Genomic DNA, 21883 nt, shown 5'->3' on the forward strand with positions numbered 1-21883 from the left:
ATAATTACAGCGGACATGCCGCTGAATGCGGCGTTATGCGGCAGGCAATATAGAAATATCGCCCTTTTTATGAAGAATGATGTGTATGGAAGAATCAAAAAGTATAAATAGACTCAAGAATAAGCTCATTAAGGAGTTACCTTTTTTTCCTAATGAAAAAAAGACATTGGAAGAGTTGGAGTCAAAGAATATAAATGAAGTAGTGATTCATTATCTTCATTGGCAGACTCGGCAAGTACCTGCAAGAATCAGAACGGTACACAGAGCACCCGAGTTAACTTCAGATAAGCGATACAAAACTCTAAAGGAAGACATCAATAGTCTTTTGGATAAAGTGAGGAATGGAGAATCGTTACATCCATTTTTATCTCACAGAGCACACCAGAAAGGGTATACACCTGTTCAGAGAGTTAAAGATGGTGAAGTCGATGGATGGGAAGATAAAGATCAAATTCTAAATACCAAAGGTTTTCATCATTTTCACCTTGATATGACCCTTGAACAATCTGGGCTATCGAAAAGAACGAATGAAGTCCTTTTCGCGTTTGTAGATAGAAAAAGTTTTCACGCTATAGCGATTTTTGACCACTCAGTATTTGAGCAATCAGATGCAAGTGGCTCTATGACTGATGAGCGAAAAAGGATGTGGGACGTCCATGAAAAATATGCAACTTTGGGAATGAAACCAGGGTCTGTGTATATGAACAATCCGATAATGACTTCTGGCCATCCCTTGTATTTGATTAGGTTGGCAGATCATTACACACGAAGAATTCTTGAAATAGATCCGAGGCTTGGTGAGAGGGAATTTGTAAACAGTATCTACAAGGAAGCTAATCTAGAACCACCTTCAAAATTTAATCTCGATTGGCATCTTGAAGGTTTGGACCTTGGTATCTTAGACAAGAAAAACAACGTATTTTTCAGCGTTAAGCAGGGGCATCTTTAAATGGCAGCGCATAACAAGTGGCAGCAACGGACTTGGCAACCTGTCACTTAAATTGCTGCGCAATTACGTGCCAAATCATAGGGTCAGAGTCATTGATCCAGCTACTTTAACTGAATCAGCTCTTTTCTCAGTGTGCTCTGTGTCCTCTGTGGTAAAAACGCTTTTGAATCGACAGCGCAGAATAAGGGGGTAGAGCCCTTTAATTCTCAGACGTTATGTATGAAGGAGAAATGAGAAAGTGAATCAACATCCCGTACAGCTTCAAATTGAAAAGGCAGACAAAGCTATAGTTGCTGAGAATTTCGATGCCCTTATGGATGTCTATACTGATGACGCAGTATTAGTTATAGAGCCGGGCCGGAATGCGGTGGGAAAAAGTGAAATCCGCAAAGCTTTTGAAGCTATAGCTGTATATTTCAAAAACGGGTTGCAAGTTGAGCAAAGCGGTATGGAGATATTAGAGTCAGGAGATACCGCTTTGGTGCTAGCAAATACTGTGGTATCTGGTCCAGGTTTTCCGGCCACTGAACGCAAGGCTACATACGTATTTAATAAATCGGCTAGTGGCGCATGGTTATGTTCTATCGACAATTCATATGGTCATGAGATTATCGGTAAAAATGCATAACAGTCAGCTTCACAGGATTCGCTCCTTCCGGTCGCTCACCAAATCACTGGGTCAGAGTCATTGATCCAGCTACTTTAACTGAATCAGTTCTTTTCTCAGTGTGCTCTGTGTCCTCTGTGGTAAAAACGCTTTTGAATCGACAGGGCAGAGTAATTGCCCCAGGTACGTTAACCTGAGCTTATTCCCAGAATGTTTTGAAGAATGCCTGTCCCTGTTTAGTGTTTAAAAGCGTTGTGCTGCATGCTGCAAGATTTTTTACTGCCTGGTGGTCACAACGATTGCATAACCTCCCTCCCGGAATTAGTATATTAGAAGTTTTGTATATAACGGGTCGCAATGACGCGCCCCTGAGTAATGCTTAGTTAATTCAATGGAGATTGAGAATGAAGCAAGTGGTTAAGGTCGTTTTATGTACAGCAATGCTGGCAACTATTTCAGCGCCAACAGTTGCAGAGGACGCGTTTAAAGACGAGATCAATGCCCGACAGGGATACTACAAGCTGGTTAAGTATAACTTTGGCATTCTTGGTGCCATGGTCAAAGGTAAAAAAGATTATGATGCCGGTGTTGCCGCGACCGCTGCCAATAACATCTATAACCTGAGCAAAGTGAATAACAGCATGCTCTGGCCGAAAGGTTCTGATAATAGTCAACTGGATACGACCAGGGCTAAACCGGCTATCTGGGAGAACTTTGATGATGTTAAAGAGAAGCATGGAAACTGGCAGGCTGCCGTTGAAAAACTGGCTCAGGATGCGGGCAATGGGAAAGATGCTCTTAAAATGAGCTTCGGGCCAGTGGGCAAAGCCTGTCACGACGATTACAAAGCAAAATAGTGTAGTCGGTCCGACGACCGGGTTAAGGCCTCTTCGGAGGCCTTTTGTTTGAAAGAAGAGTATTTCATCATGAGTAAAATGATAAACATCTGGGATATTCCCACCCGATTGTTTCACTGGTCACTGGTTGCCCTGTTTTTATTTCTGATTATCAGTGGTGATAGCGATGATCTGATGGAGTGGCATTTTTATGGGGGTTATCTGTTATCCGGTCTGATCGTTTTTCGACTTATATGGGGGGGGGCTGGGAACCCGTTACGCTCGTTTCAGTTCATTCAGCCTCAATCCGGTTAAGGCTCTCTCATATACCAAAGGGCTGTTAGGTGATGAGCACTCTGTTCACTACGGACATACACCCGCTGGCAGTATGATGGTTATCCTACTGTTAGGATTGCTGGGTATCCAGCTTGCCACTGGTATGATGTCCACCGATGATATTATCTGGAGTGGACCGTTTTATAACGCAGTTGGTGAAACAGTGTCAGCATTGGCTGGTGAGATACATGAAACCGTTCAGGGACTGCTCCAGTTGCTTGTCGGACTGCATATCCTGGCTATCGTTCTCTATAAGGTGAAATTTGGAGAGCCGCTGGTGCCGGCGATGATCCATGGAAGAAAGCTGAAGCAGGACCGGGATAACGCAGAACATTGCGAAAGGGAACCGGTGAGTATTATTAAGTTTCTGATCGCGGTAGTACCCGCTGCAGGATTCACCTACTGGTTATTCAGTATTCCAATCTGAAGTAGTCAGGGCCCTTTGTCAGGGTGAATCTGCGTTTTCTGTTATGACTACCAGCCGTTGTTTGCTTCATAATCTGAATCTGTCGTCTAAGCTCTGCTTAAAAAAACAGTTAACCCTTGCTCTATCTTAAAAGAGTATTAATAGAATTGAAAAATACCTGTCCCTGTTTAGCCCTGCTTTGAATTAGTCTCTTGCCTTTTCTGGAATGGGATTATTGTCTGTTATTTTGGGTACTGAAAAGTTGTTTTTTACTAGCTGGTTAGTTGACTAGTGTTGGTATGGATGCACTAATCTCTGTCTGCTTACTCAAGCCTGAGTCTAGATAAGGTAAATGGAATGAGAACCAATTTCGAACGGCGAACGGCGGTTCTGATCAGTCTTGTTAGTGTGATTCTTGTGTCAATCACCAGCCCGATCGCCTGGTATGTTGCAACAGAGGAAGCTGAGAGTGCGATAGTCTCGCTTGCCAATGAGGAGACGGAGCGTCTATTGGCTTACTACCATGTGCTGGATTTTTCAAATGAGATATCCAGAGAGGGGGCTCAGCAGGCCGCGGACATTTTAGCGGGCGGTTTCTTTGATATTGCGGAACTGTATGGCGCATCCGGTGAAAAGCTGGCTGAGGCAATGACTCCATCGGGGGCGAAGGTTGAAGACCAGTTAACTAAACACGCCATGCCTGTCTACATGGAAAGTTCCTACGAAAGTATGAAGCTGCCAGACGGTGACTGGGTTCTCAGAGTGTTTGTTCCGCTGCATTTTGTTAAGTCTGGCTCTGAATCATTAGCAGGCTATTTTGAAGGGGTACGCATTGTTCCTGATTGGCAGCGCAGACAGATAACTACGACTGCTTTTACGGCTGCCCTGATGGTTGCGTTAGCATCATTAATCTGTGGTGCAGTTCTCTATCCCATTGTTGTCTATTTATCTAAGGAAAACCGTCGCAGGGCAAAAGAGGTGCTTGATTCTCATATTTCTATGATGGAAGCCTTGGGTCGGTCTATCGCGAAACGTGATTCTGATACCGGTGTTCATAATTATAGAGTCGCGTGGGTTGCAACTAAGATTGCAGAAGCCATTGAAATACCCAAAGACAGTATGCAACCGCTGATCATCGGAAGTTTTCTTCACGATGTGGGCAAAATAGCTATTCCAGACTCTATTTTACTGAAGCCTGGCAGGCTGACGGATGATGAGATGGAGCTGATGCGTACCCACGTGGATCAGGGCGAATCTATATTGAAGGGGATCGGTTGGCTGGATGACGCCAGTACTGTGGTTGCCTGTCACCATGAAAAATGGAACGGAACGGGTTATCCCCGAGGGCTTAAAGCAGAGAGTATTCCGCTTGCCGCGAGGGTATTTGCCGTAGCGGATGTGTTTGATGCTCTCTGTTCTAAGCGTCCATATAAGGAGCCGATGTCTTTTGAGCAAAGTATGTCGATACTTATAAGGGACAGTGGCAGTCACTTTGATCCTGATATTGTTAAAGTGTTTGAGGGCATTGCTCTGGGTGTTTACAAGAGGCTGGATGGTATAGCTGAAAATGAGGCTAAAGCCTTGCTGCAAGAGCGGGTGAACTATTATTTTGGGTTGTAGGAAAAGTTAAAAAGATAGCGGTAAAAGATAGGACAGGCACTCTTTAAAAAGAAACAGGCTTTTCATGTGTTTAGAATGAGGCATCGTTTTATTTACACATGGTCAGGGATGAAAGAGATGCTAAGATATTTTGGAATCCCGCCTATGCAAATGAGTAAAAGATTGATAGCCGTGGACTGGTACCGAGGGACTGTGTTTTTCACGGGCAAGGCTATTATTTAAGAGCCGGGTGCGGTAATTCCCACATCCGGATCTGCGTGGGGACGCCCTTGGTAACGGGGGGCTCTACCATGACTATGTTGCTAGAAAATGAGCATCGAAAACGAGTACAAAAATATTACGGAATGGATCAATTCAGGTGGCAGTATATCTTTTGATCCGCAATACAATGGGAACTATTTCATTGTCGCCTCTTAAGAATCAAATATGATTGTAGCTTTTTGCTATGACGGAAAGTCGCTCAATAAGGCATTTGCCAAGCTCGATTATGCAATCAAGCGATACTTGGAACATGAAGAAATTGTTGATGAAATTAATCCATCTTAGTCGGCCTTGGCACTTAACCCAGTTTCAGACATGGCACTAACTCAGGTGGTGCCACTCCTCGTATCAGGTATTCGCAGAGCTGAAGGTTAGCCAAAGCCAAAGGGCCGGCTGAGTTCCGTGAGACGCTGGCTGGAGTGTCTGAATATGCAGCGGTATTAAAGCGTCTGCCAAACCTGAATCAGGCCGAATAAATGCAGCAAACCGATTGCCAGGCTAATCAGTGAGCTAAGGTACCAGAACTGATCACTGTTACCCGGGATTACCCGCTTTAGCAGGGGAAACGCAACAGACCTTAGTAGATATATTGCAGTGATAGCAAATAACACGACATTAACAAATGGCAGCCTGGGGATCGCGCCGGCACCTGAAAGCGCATAGAGCGACCAGATAACGAGTATTATCCCGATCAGAACAGCGACGATAAAAGGGTAACTGTTGCCCCGTGCAGCCATGTGAACCAATCGGTCTCCTGCGCCAAGTATCCGGAAACCGGGGGCACCCAGAAAAACGCAGGCAAAATGTAATAATGCCGCGCAACCGCTTGATATTGCCGCTACCATTAGCAGAACATTCGGTGAACTTTGCATAGAGAGAAATCCTTGTTGTGTTTAACATCTGCAATCCGTACAGGCCGACAGTGTAAATGAATATTCAACTGGTCAACATGGGGCCGGTATATTTTATGAGACTGAAACGAGTTATCAAATGGGTTGGCCAGTTTTTTCGTTGTTTGGCAAAAAGGGATGAAAGGATAGAAGAGCAGACTACCCATAGGTACAACAGAGGCGCTACTCTCTTATGTTGGTTGGGACTCTATCTTAGCATCGCGCTGGTTGCCGGTTGTGATGTTGTGCAAGTGGAGGGCCAGGGCAGTCAGCTTGAAAGCCTTCAGCTTGTCGCGCTGCCCGAAGCCAACGATCAATCATCCACAGCGGTAGACCTGGTTTTTATCTACAGCAGCCGTGCGGCAACATTGTTACCCAGCGATGCTGGAGAGTGGTTTGCTGCACGGGATGCTCTGAAATCGATACTCGGCCTTCAGGCTGACCTGGTCTCCCTCGAGATACCTCCAGGTGACTTTGTCGAAGAGGTTGATTTACCCGAGAGGCATCGGTCTGCAATCGATGTAGTGGTGTACTCGAACTATCTGAGCCAGAGAGGGCAGCAGCGGGTATCTGTCTCGGGGTTTCATAACCTCCAACTGGTTTTGAAAAAGGATCATATTGAGTATCTTGAGGTGATGGAGTGAGTGGCGCTCTTTGAATTACAGGGCAGGCTGGTGGGCTCTGCTTCTCTTCTACCTGGGATCAAAAACGCCGCTGACCCAATGAACGCCAAAAGGTTATGAAGGTTTTAAACCGGTTGTTAGCACTGTTATGCAGCACCCGGTTGGGAGAGATTAAGCGTCCGTTTTCTGTTGCCCAAATACACGCGCAAAAAAGTGCCCAATCGTTTCATTCAGCTTTTGGTGAACCGATACCCGATCAACATTTTTGCTGTCTTCACACAAAAACGGAACAGCGTGTTTCAGGGCTTCCGGGCAGGGGGCCATAAAGACAAAGTGACCCGCATCTTTGATCACCTCGTTAGCTGAGGTGTTGCCAAGAAATTTCTCAAAATGCTGAGCGTTGTAGCGGTTATCCAGCTCCTGGTCTTTTTCTGCACTAAACAAGCGGACCGGAATATCGAGTTCTGCCAGCGATTGCTCAGAGAACAGCGGCCCATACGCGGGTGCAAGCAGCACGATAGCTGCTAGCTGATCAATCTTTTGCTGTGGCAGTTGGTCTGCGATAGTGGCAAAACGCTGGGTTGCTTCAGGTGAACATAACAGAGCATCATTAATCACTGCACTGCAGTAAGCGGTTAAACCTGATGGGTCGGGCTGCACACCGCTGGCTGCCAGCGCGGTGTAACCCCCTAAGGAATAGCCAATAACGCCGACACGAGGTTGCAGAAAGCCTGCCTTAAACTGCGGATGATTTAAGAGCCGGTCGCTGATTAAGCGGAGATGACGTGGCCGTACCACTAACGGATCGAATGCTGGTTTACCTGACTTTAGGCCGGGTAAGTCTGGATGGGTTGGCGTAGCCACCACAAAACCCTGGCGCGCAAGAAACTGAGCCGTATCATTGTGACCCAGAAAACTCCCTGAAAAACCATGGGAGATCAGTATCAACCCATGAGTGCTGGTGATTGGTCTGGCGCCACGGGCCACATTCAGGGTTGCCGGTCCCACCGTCTCAGCCTTCGCTCTCTCCAGAGTGGGGTACCATACCGCAACGTCAATGTCGTAATCCAGCTCTGGGTCTGATACCTGAAGTATGTTGAAGCCCACATTCCACTCATCGGCCTGGGCCATTCCGCCTGCGAGGGAATAAGAAACAGTAGTGAATATCATTAAAATTCGGGCAAGTAAGCTCATTGTTTTTGTCGTTTAGTCTGAAGCGAAAAGGGATATCACTCAAAGCAGGGAGGGACCCTGAATAGGGTAAACGCTCACCATCCATAGCGATTCATCGCGTTATTAGAGGCGAACTGGCTAAAAATAACAATAACAAATAACAAGGGGTTATTTGCAACGGTTATTGCCAATGCACAGAGGTGCTGCAGAGGCTTTGATATGGACACTAAATCAGCTCATACAAAGTAGTGATTCAATTGGTCAATACCTTCTTTCTTTGATCAATCTCTGAGTTATGGGTAACGGAATAGATTTTTTATCGTAACAACTCACTGAGCGTTTCACGTCGCCCAGGTTTTCATCTACTATCATTCGACCTACTGATAATGAAAGGAAAACCGATGACCAGCCGCGTATATGTGATCGCCCAGTTTAAGCCGAAACCAGGTAAAGAGTCAGAGCTGTTTGAGGTGCTTAAGGCGCTGGAGCCCGATTCCTGTCGTGAGGAGGGGTGTATTCAATATCGGCTGACGCGCCAGATTGATCATCCCAGTGCTACCCGTAATGAATACTCAATCGTTTTCAATGAGATCTGGAAGGATGCAGACGCCTGGTCAGCCCATGGACGCAGGGCACAGATTCAGCATTTCTTTGAAACCCAGGTTCAGGCCGAAGCGGGGTTGGTTGAGGATGTTATTGTGACCGCTTATTCCGATGAGAGTGCCGATTACGATGCCCCTGTGTTTGAGTGAGACAGATCTCTTTGGACGAGATCTCTGTCTGCCAGTGTTGTATCGCTAATACTTAAGAAAACGACCTTACCGTGAATATTTCAACATTTTCAGCGTTGACCGGGCTCTCTTCCCATACCCTGAGGTATTACGAAAAGATCGGCTTGTTGTCGAATATCTCCAGAGATGCCAGTGGGCATCGGCGCTACTCTTCGAAGGATGTGGAGTGGGTCCGTTTTATCAACCGACTGAAGGACACCGGCATGCCGTTGGCGGAGATTCGTCACTATGCTGAACTGCGGGAAGCGGGCGATGCGACCTTTGATAATCGTTGTCATTTACTAGAGCGGCACCGCGATGCTCTGAAATTACGTTTGCAAAGAGAGCAGGAGCATCTGCAGGCGCTGGATGCAAAAATAGCGTATTACCAATCACATAAACCCTGAACGATTAGCCGCTGAAGTCTTAAAATGCTTGACTTAGAGCATGCTCTAACCTTTAGCCTTGTTCCATACACTCACACAGGAGCAATGGAAAATGGCATTAACACGGTATGAATCAGGGTTAGAAAAGCTTACCGAGATCGATGGTGACGCCGGGCAACGGGTGATTGACAGCCTGCAGTCAGTTTGCCCCGATCTGGCTCGCTATACGATTGAATTTCCCTTTGGCGATATCTATCAGCGCCCCGGGCTGGATCTTAAATCACGGGAGATAGGCACGGTTGCAGCGCTAACAGCGCTGGGCAACTGTGCTCCACAGTTAGCTGTTCATATTAATGGTGCATTGAATGTTGGTTGTACTGCTGAGGAAGTTATTGAGGTGATACTGCAGATGGCGGTGTATGCGGGATTCCCAGCGGCTTTAAACGGTATGTTTGTCGCCAAAGAGGTGTTTCTGAGCCGGGGCCTGATACAGGACCCCGCGGCTGAATAGACAGTGGCAGGCCCCGCGGTATTGCCGGGGCCTCTCTGTATCTGTATTCGGGCAGACACCCAGTCGTCTGAGTCACTCAGCTTTTATCATCATAATGGATAATTGAGAGCAGCTTGATCGGAACCTCTAACAACTCCTCTGGCCCGTGGGGGATCTCGGCATCAAATGTCAGGCTGTCGCCGGGCTTCATATCATAGAGATGGTTACCGTGGCGGTAGCGGATCTTGCCGCTCAGAAGATGGATAAACTCCTCCCCCGGGTGAGAGAAGGTTGGGAACACCTCAGACAGATCATCCATGGTGATCAGAAAGGGTTCGAAGTTTTTCTTGCCGCCCCGCTGGTAGGTCAGCAGTTGATAGGTATGGCCTTTCTCGGTTCCTCTGCGAACTACTTCCAGACCTTCGCCCGCTTTGGTGAACTGTGCACCCCCTTCCGGACGGTCAAAATCATTAAACAGTTTTGACATCGGCATCCCCAGTGCAGAGCAGAGGCGACTGAGGGTTTCAAGGCTGGTGGAGACCTGGGCATTTTCTATCTTACTGACCATCCCCTGACTGATGCCGGAGATGCGCGCGACATCGGTAATTTTTAACCCCTCTTCAAGCCGGGCCTTTTTTACTTTCATACCGATATATTGATCGAGTTCGAACTTCTGACCTTTGTGTTCTGCCATCTGATTGCCCTTTCTTGGGGCGCTGTGAACCAGCTTTGTGCGCCTGTCCATGCGGCCTGAGACTATTATTGAGATCCCTTATATTCCCACAAAGAATTTTTTTTTACCAGATCCATATAAATCAACAAGTTATCCTGTCAGGAAATAAATATTCATAAAAAGAACTTTTTTGGCACAGGCGTTGCTTTCTCATTAAGCATAAAAAATTACTGTTAAGAAATATATGGATCTGCTCCTTATCAGAGCAGAGCTCAGCATCAGACGGAGGGCTACCATGCCACAGGATTCAGAAAAGTTTATTGCGGATAACGACATTAAATATGTACTGGCTCAGTTTGTTGATATCCACGGCGTTGCGAAAACCAAATCAGTACCGGCGAACTGCCTGATGGATGTTGTTGAAACTGGCGCGGGTTTCGCGGGTTTTGCTGTATGGGGCATGGGCATGGAACCCCACGGACCTGACTTTATGGCCCGGGGTGATCTTAACACACTGTCTATCGTTCCGTGGCAACCGGGATATGCGCGGATTGTGTGTGAAGGGTATGTTAACGGGGAACCACACCCCTATGACAGCCGGGTGGTGCTGAAGCGACAACTGAAACTGCTGGAAGATAAAGGCTGGACGCTGAATACCGGGCTTGAGCCGGAATTTTATCTGTTCGAGCGGGACAGCAATGGCGGCCTGAAAACCGTGGATGATACCGATACTCTGGCTAAACCCTGCTATGACTATAAAGGCTTGTCCCGTTCACGGGCATTTCTGGAAACCCTGGTTGAATCCCTGCAGGCGGTTGATTTTGATGTTTATCAGATCGACCACGAAGATGCCAACGGGCAGTTTGAAATCAATTACACCTACGGCAACGGCCTTGAATCAGCGGACCGTTTCACCTTTGTACGTATGGCTGCAGGGGAGATCGCCAATGATATGGGGATGGTCTGCTCCTTTATGCCGAAGCCCGCATCGGATCGTACCGGTAACGGCATGCACTTCCACCTGTCAATCTGTGATGAAAACGGTAAAAACCTGTTCAATGATGACAGCGATGTGAATGGTATGGGGCTGTCGAAAATGGCCTATCACTTCACTGCAGGTCTGTTGCATCACGCTAAGGCGCTGTGTGCTTTCGCCGCGCCAACTGTTAACTCCTACAAGCGTCTGGTGGTGGGCGGTTCAGCGTCCGGCGCAACCTGGGCGCCAGCTTATATCGCTTATGGCGACAACAATCGTTCAGCGATGGTGCGGGTGCCGTATGGTCGCCTTGAGTTCCGTCTGCCGGACTCAGGTTGTAACCCTTATCTGGTGCATGCAGCCATTATCGCTGCCGGCCTGGATGGTATCGAACGGGAACTGGATCCAGGCAAGCCTGAGAACATCAATCTTTACGCCCTGACGGAAGCACAACGGGAGGAGAAAGGGATCGATATTCTGCCGCAGAATCTGAATGAAGCGATCACGGCCCTTGAAGCGGATACCGTTCTGACAGAGCGGATGGGGAAAGAGATTGTTGCTGAATTTATCAAAGTTAAACGCGACGAGTGGATCGACTACAGCCGGCATGTATCCGACTGGGAGATTAACCGTTACGCAGAATTCTTCTAAGCCCGGAAGGCTTACATTGTCGATTTAAGAGGACATAACTATGTGTGGAATTGTTGGCCTTTATCTGAAGAACAAGGCTCTGGAAAGTCAGCTGGGTGCGCTGTTTGAGCCGATGCTGATCGCTATGACGGATCGCGGCCCTGACAGTGCGGGTTTCGCTATCTACGGCGATGAGGTTGCCGATGGCAGTATCAAGCTGACCCTGCGGCATGCGGATGAAAACTATGACTGGGCTGCGCTGGCTGAAAAAGCACAGAGCGATCTGAATGTGGGTGTTGAGTGGTTTAAAAACAGTAAGGTTGCGGTGTTTAAACTGCAGACCAGTGCCGCTATCGCTGAAGCTTTTATTAAAGAGACGGCGCCTGACGTGCTGATACTCAGTGCCGGCCAGTCCATCGAAATTCTCAAAGAGGTGGGATTGCCCGAAAACATTGCTGATACCTTCAATCTGAAGGGGATGAAAGGCAGCCATATTATCGGTCATACCCGTATGGCGACTGAATCTGCGGTCACCATGGAGGGTAGTCATCCGTTCTCTACCGGGATGGATCTCTGTCTGGTGCATAACGGTTCGCTGTCAAACCACAACCGTCTGCGCGAAGAGTTGAAGCGCGAAGGGATTGTTTTCGAAACCGAGAATGATTCTGAAGTTGCAGCTGGATATCTGACCTGGCGTTTGCAGCAGGGCGATAGTCTCAATGAAGCCCTGACCAACTCGCTGAAAGATCTGGATGGTTTCTTCACCTTTACCATTGGCACCCGGGATGGCTTTGCAGTACTGCGCGATCCGATCGCCTGTAAACCTGCGGTGATGGCTGAAACCGATGATTATGTTGCCATGGCATCAGAGTATCAGGCACTGACTACCCTGCCGGGTATTGAAAATGCCAGGATCTGGGAACCAGAGCCAGCCACTATCTATGTTTGGGAACGCAGCAGCCACTAAGGAGCGACATGATGAAAACAATCAACCTAACAGAACAGAGCGTCCGCGACCTTAATCAGGCGCTGCATGATCAGGCTATCGAGTGTACCGAGCGGGAGTGGGAAGTACTGGAACCGAAAGGTCAGCACAATATCGCCTGTGGACTGGATCAGAATATCTCGGTCGATATCAAAGGCCCGACTGGTTACTACTGCGCGGGTATGAACAAGAAAGCCCACGTTACGATCCACGGCAATGCCGGACAGGGTGTGGCCGAAAATATGATGTCAGGTACCGTGCGGGTGAAAGGGGATGCGTCCCAGGCAGCCGGTGCGACCGCCCACGGTGGTTTGCTGGTGATTGAAGGCAACGCCGCCGCCCGTTGCGGTATCTCCATGAAAGGGGTGGATATTGTTGTTAAAGGCAATGTCGGTCACATGAGTTGTTTTATGGGGCAGGCGGGCGCGCTGGTGGTGTGTGGTGATGCCGGTGATGCGCTGGGGGACTCGCTCTATGAAACCCACATCTATGTCAAAGGTGAGGTGAAGTCACTGGGGGCCGACTGTATTCAGAAGGATATGCGTGAAGAGCATATCGAAGAGCTGACCGAACTATTGAATCGTGCCGGGGTGGATGAAGATCCAACCGCGTTCAAACGTTACGGCTCTGCCCGTCAGTTGTACAACTTTAAAGTGGACAACACTTCCGCTTACTAAGGCTGATTTCGAGGACAAAAAGATGAGTGAAGATATTAAAGTAAAAGATGGTCTGCGAGAGTCAGCAACGTTTGATCGTAATACGATGACCGAGATCCGTCGTGCTGCTGAAACCGGTATCTATGATATCCGTGGTTTCGGCGCCAAGCGCAAACTGCCACATTTTGATGATCTGCTGTTCCTGGGGGCGAGTATGTCCCGCTATCCTCTGGAAGGTTACCGAGAGAAGTGTAATACCTCGGTAACGCTGGGAACCCGCTATGCGAAAAAACCGATTGTGCTGGATATCCCGGTGACGATTGCCGGTATGAGTTTTGGTGCACTGTCTGCCAACGCCAAAGAAGCCCTGGGGCGCGGAGCATCACTGATGGGCACCTCAACCACCACGGGTGACGGCGGTATGACCCCTGAAGAGCGTGGTCAGTCCAGCAAGCTGGTCTATCAGTACCTGCCATCCCGTTACGGTATGAATCCGGATGATCTGCGTAAAGCCGATGCCATCGAAGTGGTTCTGGGGCAGGGGGCCAAGCCTGGCGGCGGCGGTATGTTGCTGGGTCAGAAGATCACTGACCGGGTTGCTAAAATGCGCACCCTGCCGATGGGCGTGGATCAGCGCTCTGCCTGCCGTCATCCCGACTGGACCGGTCCCGATGATCTGGCGATTAAGATTCAGGAGCTGCGTGAGATTACCGACTGGCAGGTACCGATCTACATCAAAGTCGGTGCCACCCGGACCTATTACGATGTCAAGCTGGCGGTGAAAGCGGGTGCTGATGTGATCGTCGTCGATGGGATGCAGGGCGGTACTGCAGCCACTCAGGATGTGTTTATCGAACACGTCGGTATTCCGACGCTGGCGGCTATTCCTCAGGCAGTACGTGCACTGCAGGAGATGGGGATGCACCGCAAGGTACAGCTGATCGTTTCCGGTGGTATCCGTAACGGTGCTGATGTTGCCAAGTGTATGGCGCTGGGGGCGGATGCGGTGGCGATCGGCACAGCGGCACTGATCGCACTGGGATGTAACCATCCAATGTATGACGAAGAGTTCAAAAAGATCGGCTCGGCAGCAGGTTTCTATGATGATTACCATGAGGGTAAAGACCCGGCGGGTATCTCCACTCAGGACCCCGAGCTGATGAAACGTCTTGACCCTGTTGATGGTGGTCGTCGTCTGGCGAACTACCTCAATGTATTGACACTGGAAGCCCAGACCCTGGCCCGTGCCTGCGGTAAGAATGATCTGCGTAACCTGGAACCTGAAGATCTGGTTGCCCTGACGGTCGAGTCGGCGGCGATGGCGAATGTGCCCCTGGCGGGTACCAGCTGGATTCCAGGAAAGGGCTATTAGAAGCACTACTAAAGGGCGCTACTAGAAAGAGCATTACTGAAAGCGCTGCGAAAAAGCTAAACGCATACACAAAGTGGAACCGACACGGGATGCACCAGCATCCTGTGAACGGCACCCCTTTGCCTGAATAGATGAATAATGAACCGGAGACTATGGAGTCTGCCATCATGAGTAAGTACGAAGCAGATAATGAGATTGTATTAAAAGCCAGCTGTGTTGCTGGAAGTGGAATCGTTGCAAAAGTCACTACCTTCCTGGCTGAGCGGGGCTGCTATATCAGCGAACTAGCGCAGTTTGATGATGAAGACAGCGGTAACTTTTTTATGCGAGCCCGTTTCCATGTGGAGAATGGCGGCTACCAGATCAGCGATCTGCAGAATGAATTCCCTGAAGTGGCGGCCAGCTTTGATATGAAGTGGGAGATGGTCTCCGTTAAATCACCGATGAAAACCCTGATTATGGTGAGTAAGTTTGACCACTGTCTGGATGATCTTCTCTATCGCCTCCACAAGGGTGAGATCAATATGGAGATCACTGCGATCGTCTCTAACCACAAAGACCTGCGGCCTATGGCAGAAAGGGAGGGGATCCGCTTTGTCCACCTGCCGGTAACCAAAGAGAATAAGCTGGAGCAGGAAGCTGCACTGCTGGCGATTGTCGAAGAGACCGGCTCTGAACTGGTGGTGCTGGCGCGTTACATGCAAATTCTCAGTGATGGCCTGTGTCAGCAACTGAGTGGCCGGGCGATCAATATACATCACTCATTCCTGCCCGGTTTTAAAGGGGCCAAACCTTACCATCAGGCCCACGCCCGTGGCGTGAAGCTGATCGGTGCTACCGCGCACTATGTCACCTCTGATCTGGATGAAGGTCCGATTATCGAGCAATCGGTTCAGCCGGTAGATCACACCTTCAATGCCGATGCGCTGGTGGCCGTGGGACGGGATACCGAAACCGTCGCGCTGGCCCGGGCGGTCAAACTGCATACCGAACACCGGGTTTTCCAGGATGGTAATAAGACCGTTGTTTTTAAATAGGTGCTGACCATGACCCTTTTAATCGATGGTAAGAAGATCTCAGCGGCCGTAGTAGAACAGCTGGCGATCGATACTAAAACCTTTATCGCTGAGTTTGGTGTGACACCGGGGCTGGCAGTGGTACTGGTGGGAGATGACCCTGCCAGTCAGGTCTATGTGCGCAATAAAGTAAAACAGGCGACGGCGGCTGGCTTTCATTCCACCGAACATCGTCTGCCAGCGGACACCGGCCAGGAAGAGCTTAACGCACTGGTTGAACAGCTGAATAACGATCCCTCGGTTCATGGCATCCTGGTGCAGCTCCCCCTGCCTGAGCAACTGAATGAACCGGAGATCATTCGTCTGATTGCGGCGGAAAAAGATGTTGATGGTTTCCATCCGCTTAATGTCGGGGCGCTGGCCTCCGGTATGGCTGAGCTGATCCCCTGCACCCCGATGGGTTGCATGATCATGTTAGAAAAGACACTGGGCGATCTGTCAGGTAAACATGCGGTGGTGGTAGGGCGCTCAAACATTGTCGGCAAGCCGATGGCGGCGCTGCTATTGCAGGCAAACTGCACGGTGACCGTGGTTCATTCCCGCTCTGCCGAAATCGAAGCGATCTGCCGTCAGGCGGATATTCTGGTGGCGGCGGTCGGGCGCCCCGAGATGATCAGAGGCAGCTGGATTAAACCGGGCGCAACGGTGATCGACGTGGGGATCAACGCGGTTGAGAAAGATGGCAAGCGACGTCTGGTCGGCGATGTGGCGTTTGGTGAGGCGAGTGAAGTCGCGGGGGCGATCTCTCCGGTGCCTGGAGGTGTCGGACCAATGACGATCGCCTGCCTGATGAAAAACACCCTCACAGCGGCACGCCAACAGGTCTCTGCATGATCCCATTAGCTGATACAGAATGCGATATTGAATGGAGGAGAGGTCGATGCCTTTCTCATTACTGAAATACGGTCTGAATAAAGACTACCCATTTGAACAGAATGCAGATCTGCCAGCGCCCTCAGCGCTGAAATCTCACTACGATGTAGTGATTATCGGTGGCGGCGGTCACGGTGTAGCCACCGCTTACTATCTGGCGAAATACCATGGTATTACCAATGTTGCAGTGCTGGAGAAAGGCTATCTTGGGGGCGGAAATACGGCCCGGAATACGGCGGTTATCCGTTCTAATTATCTCACCTCCGAAGGGGTGAAGTTTTATAGCGAATCAGTGAAGCTGTTCCAGGGGTTATCTAACGAGTTTGATTTCAACATCATGTACTCCCGTCGGGGACAGCTGACCCTGGCGCATTCAGATGCCGCAGTGCGGGGGTTCCGGCAGCGTACTGAGGTGAATAAACACTTTGGCGGCAAAACCGAGCTGATCGATCCACAGCAGATTCGTGAGCTGGTACCGACCCTGAATATGAATCCTGCGGATCAGCCGGTTCTGGCTGGTCTGTGGCATATCGACGGGGCTACAGCACGCCATGATGCGGTGGCCTGGGGCTATGCCAAGGGTGCTACACAGCGGGGTGTTGAACTACATCAACTGACCGAAGTGACCGGTGTCACTGTCGAGCAGGGAAAAGTGACTGGCGTCGAGACCAATCGCGGCAAAGTCAGCTGTGGTTGCGTCGTACAGGCGGTGGCCGGAATGAGTTCAGTGGTGGCCGCGATGGCGGGTATTCGTATGCCGATCACTACCTATCCACTCCAGGCGATGGTGACCCAGCCGGTTAAACCGTTCCTTGATCCGCTGGTCAGCTCTCCGGCACTGCACTGCTATGTACAGCAGACTGGTCGTGGCGAACTGGTGTTCGGCGGTGGCTCTGATCCCTATCCCCTTTACAGCACCCGTTCCACCATGGATCTGAAAGAGAGCTTGCTGGCCCATGCGGTCGAGCTGTTTCCCTTTATGGCCAATATGCGGCTGATGCGTCAGTGGGGCGGTCTGACCGATATGACATCTGATTACAGCCCGATTATGGGACTCAGTCCGGTAGATAACTACTATCTTGATGCGGGTTGGGGAACCTGGGGCTTCAAGTCCACACCGATCTGCGGCAAAACCATGGCCGAGCTGGTCGCCACGGGCAAAGTGCCTGAACTGATCGAGCCCTTTGCCATGTCGCGCTTTGATACATTCCGACAGGTTAACGAGATGGGCGCTACGGCGGCCAGCCACTGAGGAATCTGCAATGAAGATTATTAATTGTCCTCTGAACGGACCCCGAAACAGCAGCGAATTTGTCCATGGTGGCGAGCTGCGTGAGATGCCGGACCCAAACAACTGCACTGACAGGGAGTGGGCCGAGTATGTGTTTTACAGCGATAACCAGATTGGCGTGATTACCGAATGGTGGCTGCACGCTCCGTCAGGCTATTGGTTTATCGCCGAACGGCATACCGGCAGCGATGAGATTTTGCGAACTTACGATCCCTCTGAAATCTTTACCAAACGGGTCGAGTTCAGTGCGAAAGCAGAGAGCAGTCAGTCTGAGGAGATTACCGCATGAGCAGCGAGAAGCGCCTAAAGGCCCCGATGGGGTTGCTGATCGATCGGGAGAAACCGCTGTCGTTCAGCTTTGAAGGTAAACAGTACCGGGGTTTTGCAGGCGACAGCATTGCCAGTGCATTGCTGGCTAATCAGCAGTGGCTGATGTCCCGTTCGTTTAAATATCACCGCCCCCGTGCGCCTCTGACCATGGCCGGTCAGGATGCCAATACCTTAGTACAGCTGGGCGGTGAGCCCAATGTACTGGCCGATCGTGAGATGATTCGCGAAGGGATCAGTGCCGAGGGTCAAAACTACAACGGTACCCTCGAAGGGGACAAAGATGCCTATCTCGGCCACTTTGGTCGTTTTATGCCGGTGGGCTTCTACTATCGCAGTTTCTTTAAGCCGATGGGCGTGTGGGATAAATGGGAAAGTTTTATCCGTGATAAAGCGGGACTGGGCAAACTGGACCTGACGTTTAAGCCGGAATACTACGATAAAAAGTATCTGTTCACCGATGTGGTTGTTATCGGTTCCGGCCCGGCGGGGCTCAGTGCTGCACTGAAAGCCGCCGATGCCGGAGCTAAAGTACTGTTAGTCGAGGAGATGCCGCTGTTAGGCGGTGCGCTGACCTATAACCGCTTCGATATTGCGGGGCAGCAGGCGGACTCTCTGCGTTGCGAGCTGATCGACAAGGTCACCGCCCACGACAACATCGAGGTGATGACCGATACGGTGTGCAACGCCTGGGTTACCGATAACTACCTGCCACTGATCAGAGGCAAACGATTTTATAAGTTGCGGGCTAAGGAGTGCATCGTTGCATCCGGTGCCTATGAGCAGCATGTGGTGTTTCGCAACAACGACCTGCCGGGCATTATGCTGTGCAGCGCGGTGACCCGGCTGATGAAACTCTATGCGGTCAGACCGGGCAGCAGGGCGGTCGTGCTGACCGGCAATGATGATGGTTATCTGACGGCGCTGGAACTGCTTGAAAATGGTGTTGAAGTCGCCGCCATTGTTGATCTGCGATCTGAACACCCCTGGCCGGAACTGTTGGGCGCCGTGAAGCAGAAAGGGGTGCAGGTTATTCAGAACAGCACCGTTTATGAAGCGTTACCCTCCAAAGGCAACAAACATATACGGGGCGTTGATATCCGCACTATCGTTGGCGAAGGCGAGGTTAGTGAGTTCAGTACAACACTGGAGTGTGATCTGCTCTGTATGTCAGCGGGTTATATGCCAGCTTATCAGTTGCTGTGTCAGGCGGGTGCGCAGCTCTCCTATAACGATGATGCCGCAGAGTTTACCCTGTCCGGGCTACCCCAGGGGGTGCACATTGCCGGTTCTGTGAATGGCTTACATACACTGGAAGCGGTACTGAATGACGGTGCGAATGCTGCGATCCGCGCACTGCGCCGTCTGCAACTCAGTGATGAGTCTGAACAGCCGGTCAGCTGTCTTGCCAAACCCAATTTCAGCTGGCCAATCTTCAGCCATCCCAAGGGTAAAGATTTTGTCGATTATGATGAAGATCTGCAGGCTAAAGATATCGTTAATGCGACCCGTCTGGGGTACCGCGATGTGCAGCTGGTGAAGCGTTTCTCAACCGTGGGTATGGGACCGTCCCAGGGCCGTCATTCAGCTCTGCCAACCGCCCGGCTAGTGGCGAAATCCACCGAGCGGACGGTAACGCAAACCGGTGTGACCACCGCACGACCACCCTTTGCCCCGGAAAAACTCGCGCATGTTGCCGGACGTATCTTTGATCCACGACGACACACCGCGATGCATCATCGTCACCTGGAACTGGGGGCGAAGATGATTCCGGCGGGGAACTGGCGCCGGCCTGCGTTCTATGGTGATGCCGCTCAGCGGGATCGCTGGATTCGGGAAGAAGCTGAGCATGTGCGTTCCAGAGTAGGGCTGATCGATGTCAGCACCCTGGGGGGGATAGAGATCAGGGGGGCCGATGCGGCTGAGTTTATGAACCGGATCTACACCTTTGCCTTCCTGAAACAGCCGGTAGGAAAGACCCGCTATGCGGTGCTGACTAATGAGCACGGCGTAGTGATCGATGATGGGGTTGCCTGTCGTATCAGCGAGGACCATTTCTACGTGACAGCCACCACCAGTGGTGTTGAACGGGTCTACCGGGATATGACCAAGTGGAATGCACAGTGGCGTCTTGATGTCGATATTCTGCACGTTACCTCAGCGTTTGCTGCGGTTAATCTGGCCGGACCTGATGCCCGTAAAGTGCTGCAGCAACTGGTGGATGATGTCGACCTCAGTGCCGAAGCGTTTCCCTATCTGGCCTATCGGGAAGGCCATGTTGCGGGCATTCCTGCGCGACTGTTACGGGTTGGCTTTGTCGGTGAACTGGGCTATGAGATCCATGTACCGACCCGCTATGGTGAAGCACTCTGGGATGCGCTGATGGATGCAGGTAAAGCGTTTGATATCCGCCCATTCGGGGTAGAAACCCAGCGTCTGTTGCGACTGGAGAAAGGCCATCTGATTGTCAGTCAGGATACCGATGGTATGAGCCATCCCGGCGAGCTGGATCTGACCTGGGCGGTGAACCGCAAGAAGCCGTTCTTTGTCGGTTGTCGTTCGGTGGATATCGTAATGGCTCAGCCACAAACGAGAAAACTGGTGGGCTTTAAACTGCCGCTTAACAGCACTAAACCGGAAGAGGGCCATCTGGTGCTGAAAGGGGATAAGATTACCGGCAATGTCACCTCCTGCGAGTACTCATCAGCCAGTCAGGCGATTATCGGTCTGGCCTTTGCGGACATTGCAGATAGTGAACCGGGCTCCAGAATTAGTATTCGCGTAGAGGGTGAAGAGATTATGGCGGATGTGGTTAAACTGCCGTTCTATGATCCTGAAAACCTGAGACAGGAGATGTGATCATGACCGTTATTAAACCTGAACTGTTTGACAGTCGAAGTTTTATCTATCGTAAGCATCCGCAGGCCGAGTTTGCCGAGGTAAGCGGTGCTGCCCAGGTGCTCAGCTATGCAGATCAGAGCGATCCGGACACCGCTTTGATTGATCTTTCCGTGCGGCCCCGCTTTGGTCTGCGCGGCCCGAAAGCGGGCGAGGCGCTGATCGCCGCCGGGCTAATGCACCCGGAACAGCCAAACACTCTGACGGTATCTGATGATGGCATGATGGTGTTACGGCTGGGGCGGACAGAGTACTGGGTGCTGGCGCTACCCAACGCCGCTGCCGAGCGTGATCTGGATGCACTTCAGCAACAGCTGAGCGGCTCCGGAATCTATCCGGTCTATTGCCATGACAGTTATACCTGGCTGGCGCTGGCAGGGGAGCATCTGGCGGATATTATGGCTAAGGTCTGTGCGGTTGATCTGCGAGAGGACAGCTTTGCCCCCGGTGATCTGGTGATGACCTCGCTGGCCCGGGTCGGCGGGATTATCTGTCATCATCCGATGGCAGGGAAAACTGTCTACTCAATCTTCAGTGACAGTGCATCGGCCGCGTATCTCTGGGATGCTCTGCTGGATGCCATGGCTGAGTTTGAGGGCGCTCCGGCAGGCCAGAATTTTCTCCTGAGCAGTCAATAACAAGCTCAGGCTTTACCGTTTCCATCACCCAAAAACCGGTTGGCATCTCCTCCGATGCCACTGGTTTTTTTATTTTCCGTCGATTTCGTTATACCCCCCTTCCTATTGTCTGACTTTGCAGTAAAGTGAGTGCTTTCGTTA

Annotated in this window: 23 protein-coding genes; 20 read left to right on the plus strand and 3 right to left on the minus strand. The window is 50.6% G+C overall.

Annotation, left to right across the window (positions count from 1 at the left end; genetic code table 11):
• Positions 1 to 85 precede the first annotated feature (85 nt).
• From OCU43_RS08810 to OCU43_RS08835, 6 genes are all read left to right on the plus strand, one after another.
• Complete coding sequence (locus OCU43_RS08810) at positions 86 to 949, plus strand: hypothetical protein (RefSeq protein WP_091353585.1); 864 nt, start codon at positions 86 to 88, stop codon at positions 947 to 949.
• A gap of 238 nt (positions 950 to 1187) precedes the next feature.
• Entirely contained in the window at positions 1188 to 1577 is a 390-nt protein-coding gene (locus tag OCU43_RS08815) for a YybH family protein (protein ID WP_091353588.1), read from the plus strand.
• Positions 1578 to 1960: 383 nt separating this feature from the next.
• The gene (locus OCU43_RS08820) at positions 1961 to 2413 is read left to right on the plus strand and encodes a c-type cytochrome (protein WP_091353591.1); all 453 of its coding nucleotides are present in this window, start codon (positions 1961 to 1963) and stop codon (positions 2411 to 2413) included.
• A gap of 69 nt (positions 2414 to 2482) precedes the next feature.
• The gene (locus OCU43_RS08825; protein WP_091353594.1) at positions 2483 to 2707 is read left to right on the plus strand and encodes a cytochrome b/b6 domain-containing protein; all 225 of its coding nucleotides are present in this window, start codon (positions 2483 to 2485) and stop codon (positions 2705 to 2707) included.
• Positions 2658 to 3155 (plus strand): cytochrome b/b6 domain-containing protein, encoded by a 498-nt coding sequence (locus OCU43_RS08830; RefSeq protein ID WP_091353597.1) that lies wholly within the window; start codon positions 2658 to 2660, stop codon positions 3153 to 3155. The genes OCU43_RS08825 and OCU43_RS08830 overlap by 50 nt, the downstream gene beginning before the upstream one ends.
• Before the next feature lie 396 nt (positions 3156 to 3551).
• Complete coding sequence (locus tag OCU43_RS08835; protein ID WP_217647374.1) at positions 3552 to 4754, plus strand: HD-GYP domain-containing protein; 1203 nt, start codon at positions 3552 to 3554, stop codon at positions 4752 to 4754.
• Between the two features lie 701 nt (positions 4755 to 5455).
• On the opposite strand, the gene OCU43_RS08840 is transcribed toward OCU43_RS08835, so the two are convergent.
• The gene (locus OCU43_RS08840; RefSeq protein ID WP_091353603.1) at positions 5456 to 5887 is read right to left on the minus strand and encodes a hypothetical protein; all 432 of its coding nucleotides are present in this window, start codon (positions 5885 to 5887) and stop codon (positions 5456 to 5458) included.
• Positions 5888 to 5982: 95 nt separating this feature from the next.
• Here OCU43_RS08840 and OCU43_RS08845 point away from each other — a divergent pair, with 95 nt between their 5' ends.
• Positions 5983 to 6549 (plus strand): hypothetical protein, encoded by a 567-nt coding sequence (locus OCU43_RS08845; RefSeq protein WP_139203123.1) that lies wholly within the window; start codon positions 5983 to 5985, stop codon positions 6547 to 6549.
• A 150-nt stretch (positions 6550 to 6699) separates the two neighbouring features.
• Here the strand turns inward: OCU43_RS08845 and OCU43_RS08850 are convergent, their stop codons facing one another.
• On the minus strand, positions 6700 to 7659 hold the full coding sequence (locus tag OCU43_RS08850) for an alpha/beta hydrolase family protein (RefSeq protein WP_175483419.1): 960 nt from the start codon (positions 7657 to 7659) through the stop codon (positions 6700 to 6702).
• Between the two features lie 443 nt (positions 7660 to 8102).
• On the opposite strand from OCU43_RS08850, the gene OCU43_RS08855 reads away from it, so the two are divergent.
• From OCU43_RS08855 to OCU43_RS08865, 3 genes are all read left to right on the plus strand, one after another.
• The gene (locus tag OCU43_RS08855) at positions 8103 to 8453 is read left to right on the plus strand and encodes a putative quinol monooxygenase (protein ID WP_091353612.1); all 351 of its coding nucleotides are present in this window, start codon (positions 8103 to 8105) and stop codon (positions 8451 to 8453) included.
• 71 nt (positions 8454 to 8524) lie between these two features.
• Positions 8525 to 8878: a MerR family transcriptional regulator gene (locus tag OCU43_RS08860; RefSeq protein ID WP_091353615.1), complete on the plus strand. Its 354-nt coding sequence runs from the start codon at positions 8525 to 8527 to the stop codon at positions 8876 to 8878.
• 91 nt (positions 8879 to 8969) lie between these two features.
• Positions 8970 to 9368 (plus strand): carboxymuconolactone decarboxylase family protein, encoded by a 399-nt coding sequence (locus OCU43_RS08865; RefSeq protein WP_091353617.1) that lies wholly within the window; start codon positions 8970 to 8972, stop codon positions 9366 to 9368.
• A 76-nt stretch (positions 9369 to 9444) separates the two neighbouring features.
• On the opposite strand, the gene OCU43_RS08870 is transcribed toward OCU43_RS08865, so the two are convergent.
• Positions 9445 to 10041 (minus strand): helix-turn-helix domain-containing protein, encoded by a 597-nt coding sequence (locus tag OCU43_RS08870; RefSeq protein WP_091353951.1) that lies wholly within the window; start codon positions 10039 to 10041, stop codon positions 9445 to 9447.
• Between the two features lie 274 nt (positions 10042 to 10315).
• Here OCU43_RS08870 and glnT point away from each other — a divergent pair, with 274 nt between their 5' ends.
• The 10 genes from glnT (at position 10316) to OCU43_RS08930 (ending at position 21742) form a co-directional block, all read left to right on the plus strand.
• Positions 10316 to 11647: a type III glutamate--ammonia ligase gene (glnT, locus tag OCU43_RS08875; protein WP_091353619.1), complete on the plus strand. Its 1332-nt coding sequence runs from the start codon at positions 10316 to 10318 to the stop codon at positions 11645 to 11647.
• Between the two features lie 40 nt (positions 11648 to 11687).
• The gene (locus OCU43_RS08880) at positions 11688 to 12593 is read left to right on the plus strand and encodes a class II glutamine amidotransferase (protein ID WP_091353621.1); all 906 of its coding nucleotides are present in this window, start codon (positions 11688 to 11690) and stop codon (positions 12591 to 12593) included.
• A gap of 11 nt (positions 12594 to 12604) precedes the next feature.
• Positions 12605 to 13288, plus strand: coding sequence for a GltB/FmdC/FwdC-like GXGXG domain-containing protein (locus OCU43_RS08885; RefSeq protein WP_091353624.1), 684 nt, complete (start codon positions 12605 to 12607; stop codon positions 13286 to 13288).
• Between the two features lie 22 nt (positions 13289 to 13310).
• Positions 13311 to 14639 (plus strand): FMN-binding glutamate synthase family protein, encoded by a 1329-nt coding sequence (locus OCU43_RS08890; protein ID WP_091353626.1) that lies wholly within the window; start codon positions 13311 to 13313, stop codon positions 14637 to 14639.
• Between the two features lie 167 nt (positions 14640 to 14806).
• Positions 14807 to 15676, plus strand: coding sequence for a formyltetrahydrofolate deformylase (gene purU / locus OCU43_RS08895; protein WP_091353954.1), 870 nt, complete (start codon positions 14807 to 14809; stop codon positions 15674 to 15676).
• Between the two features lie 9 nt (positions 15677 to 15685).
• Positions 15686 to 16549 (plus strand): bifunctional methylenetetrahydrofolate dehydrogenase/methenyltetrahydrofolate cyclohydrolase FolD, encoded by an 864-nt coding sequence (folD, locus tag OCU43_RS08900; RefSeq protein ID WP_091353956.1) that lies wholly within the window; start codon positions 15686 to 15688, stop codon positions 16547 to 16549.
• A gap of 46 nt (positions 16550 to 16595) precedes the next feature.
• A complete protein-coding gene (locus OCU43_RS08905) occupies positions 16596 to 17840 on the plus strand; it encodes an FAD-dependent oxidoreductase (RefSeq protein ID WP_091353629.1) in 1245 nt (414 codons plus the stop codon).
• Between the two features lie 10 nt (positions 17841 to 17850).
• Positions 17851 to 18168 (plus strand): sarcosine oxidase subunit delta, encoded by a 318-nt coding sequence (locus tag OCU43_RS08910; protein ID WP_091353631.1) that lies wholly within the window; start codon positions 17851 to 17853, stop codon positions 18166 to 18168.
• Positions 18165 to 21065, plus strand: coding sequence for a 2Fe-2S iron-sulfur cluster-binding protein (locus tag OCU43_RS22225; RefSeq protein WP_091353634.1), 2901 nt, complete (start codon positions 18165 to 18167; stop codon positions 21063 to 21065). The genes OCU43_RS08910 and OCU43_RS22225 overlap by 4 nt, the downstream gene beginning before the upstream one ends.
• Positions 21066 to 21067: 2 nt before the next feature.
• A complete protein-coding gene (locus OCU43_RS08930) occupies positions 21068 to 21742 on the plus strand; it encodes a sarcosine oxidase subunit gamma (protein ID WP_091353636.1) in 675 nt (224 codons plus the stop codon).
• Positions 21743 to 21883 lie beyond the last annotated feature (141 nt).

It is taken from the genome of Amphritea atlantica (genome assembly GCF_024347255.1).
Lineage (GTDB): Bacteria > Pseudomonadota > Gammaproteobacteria > Pseudomonadales > Balneatricaceae > Amphritea > Amphritea atlantica.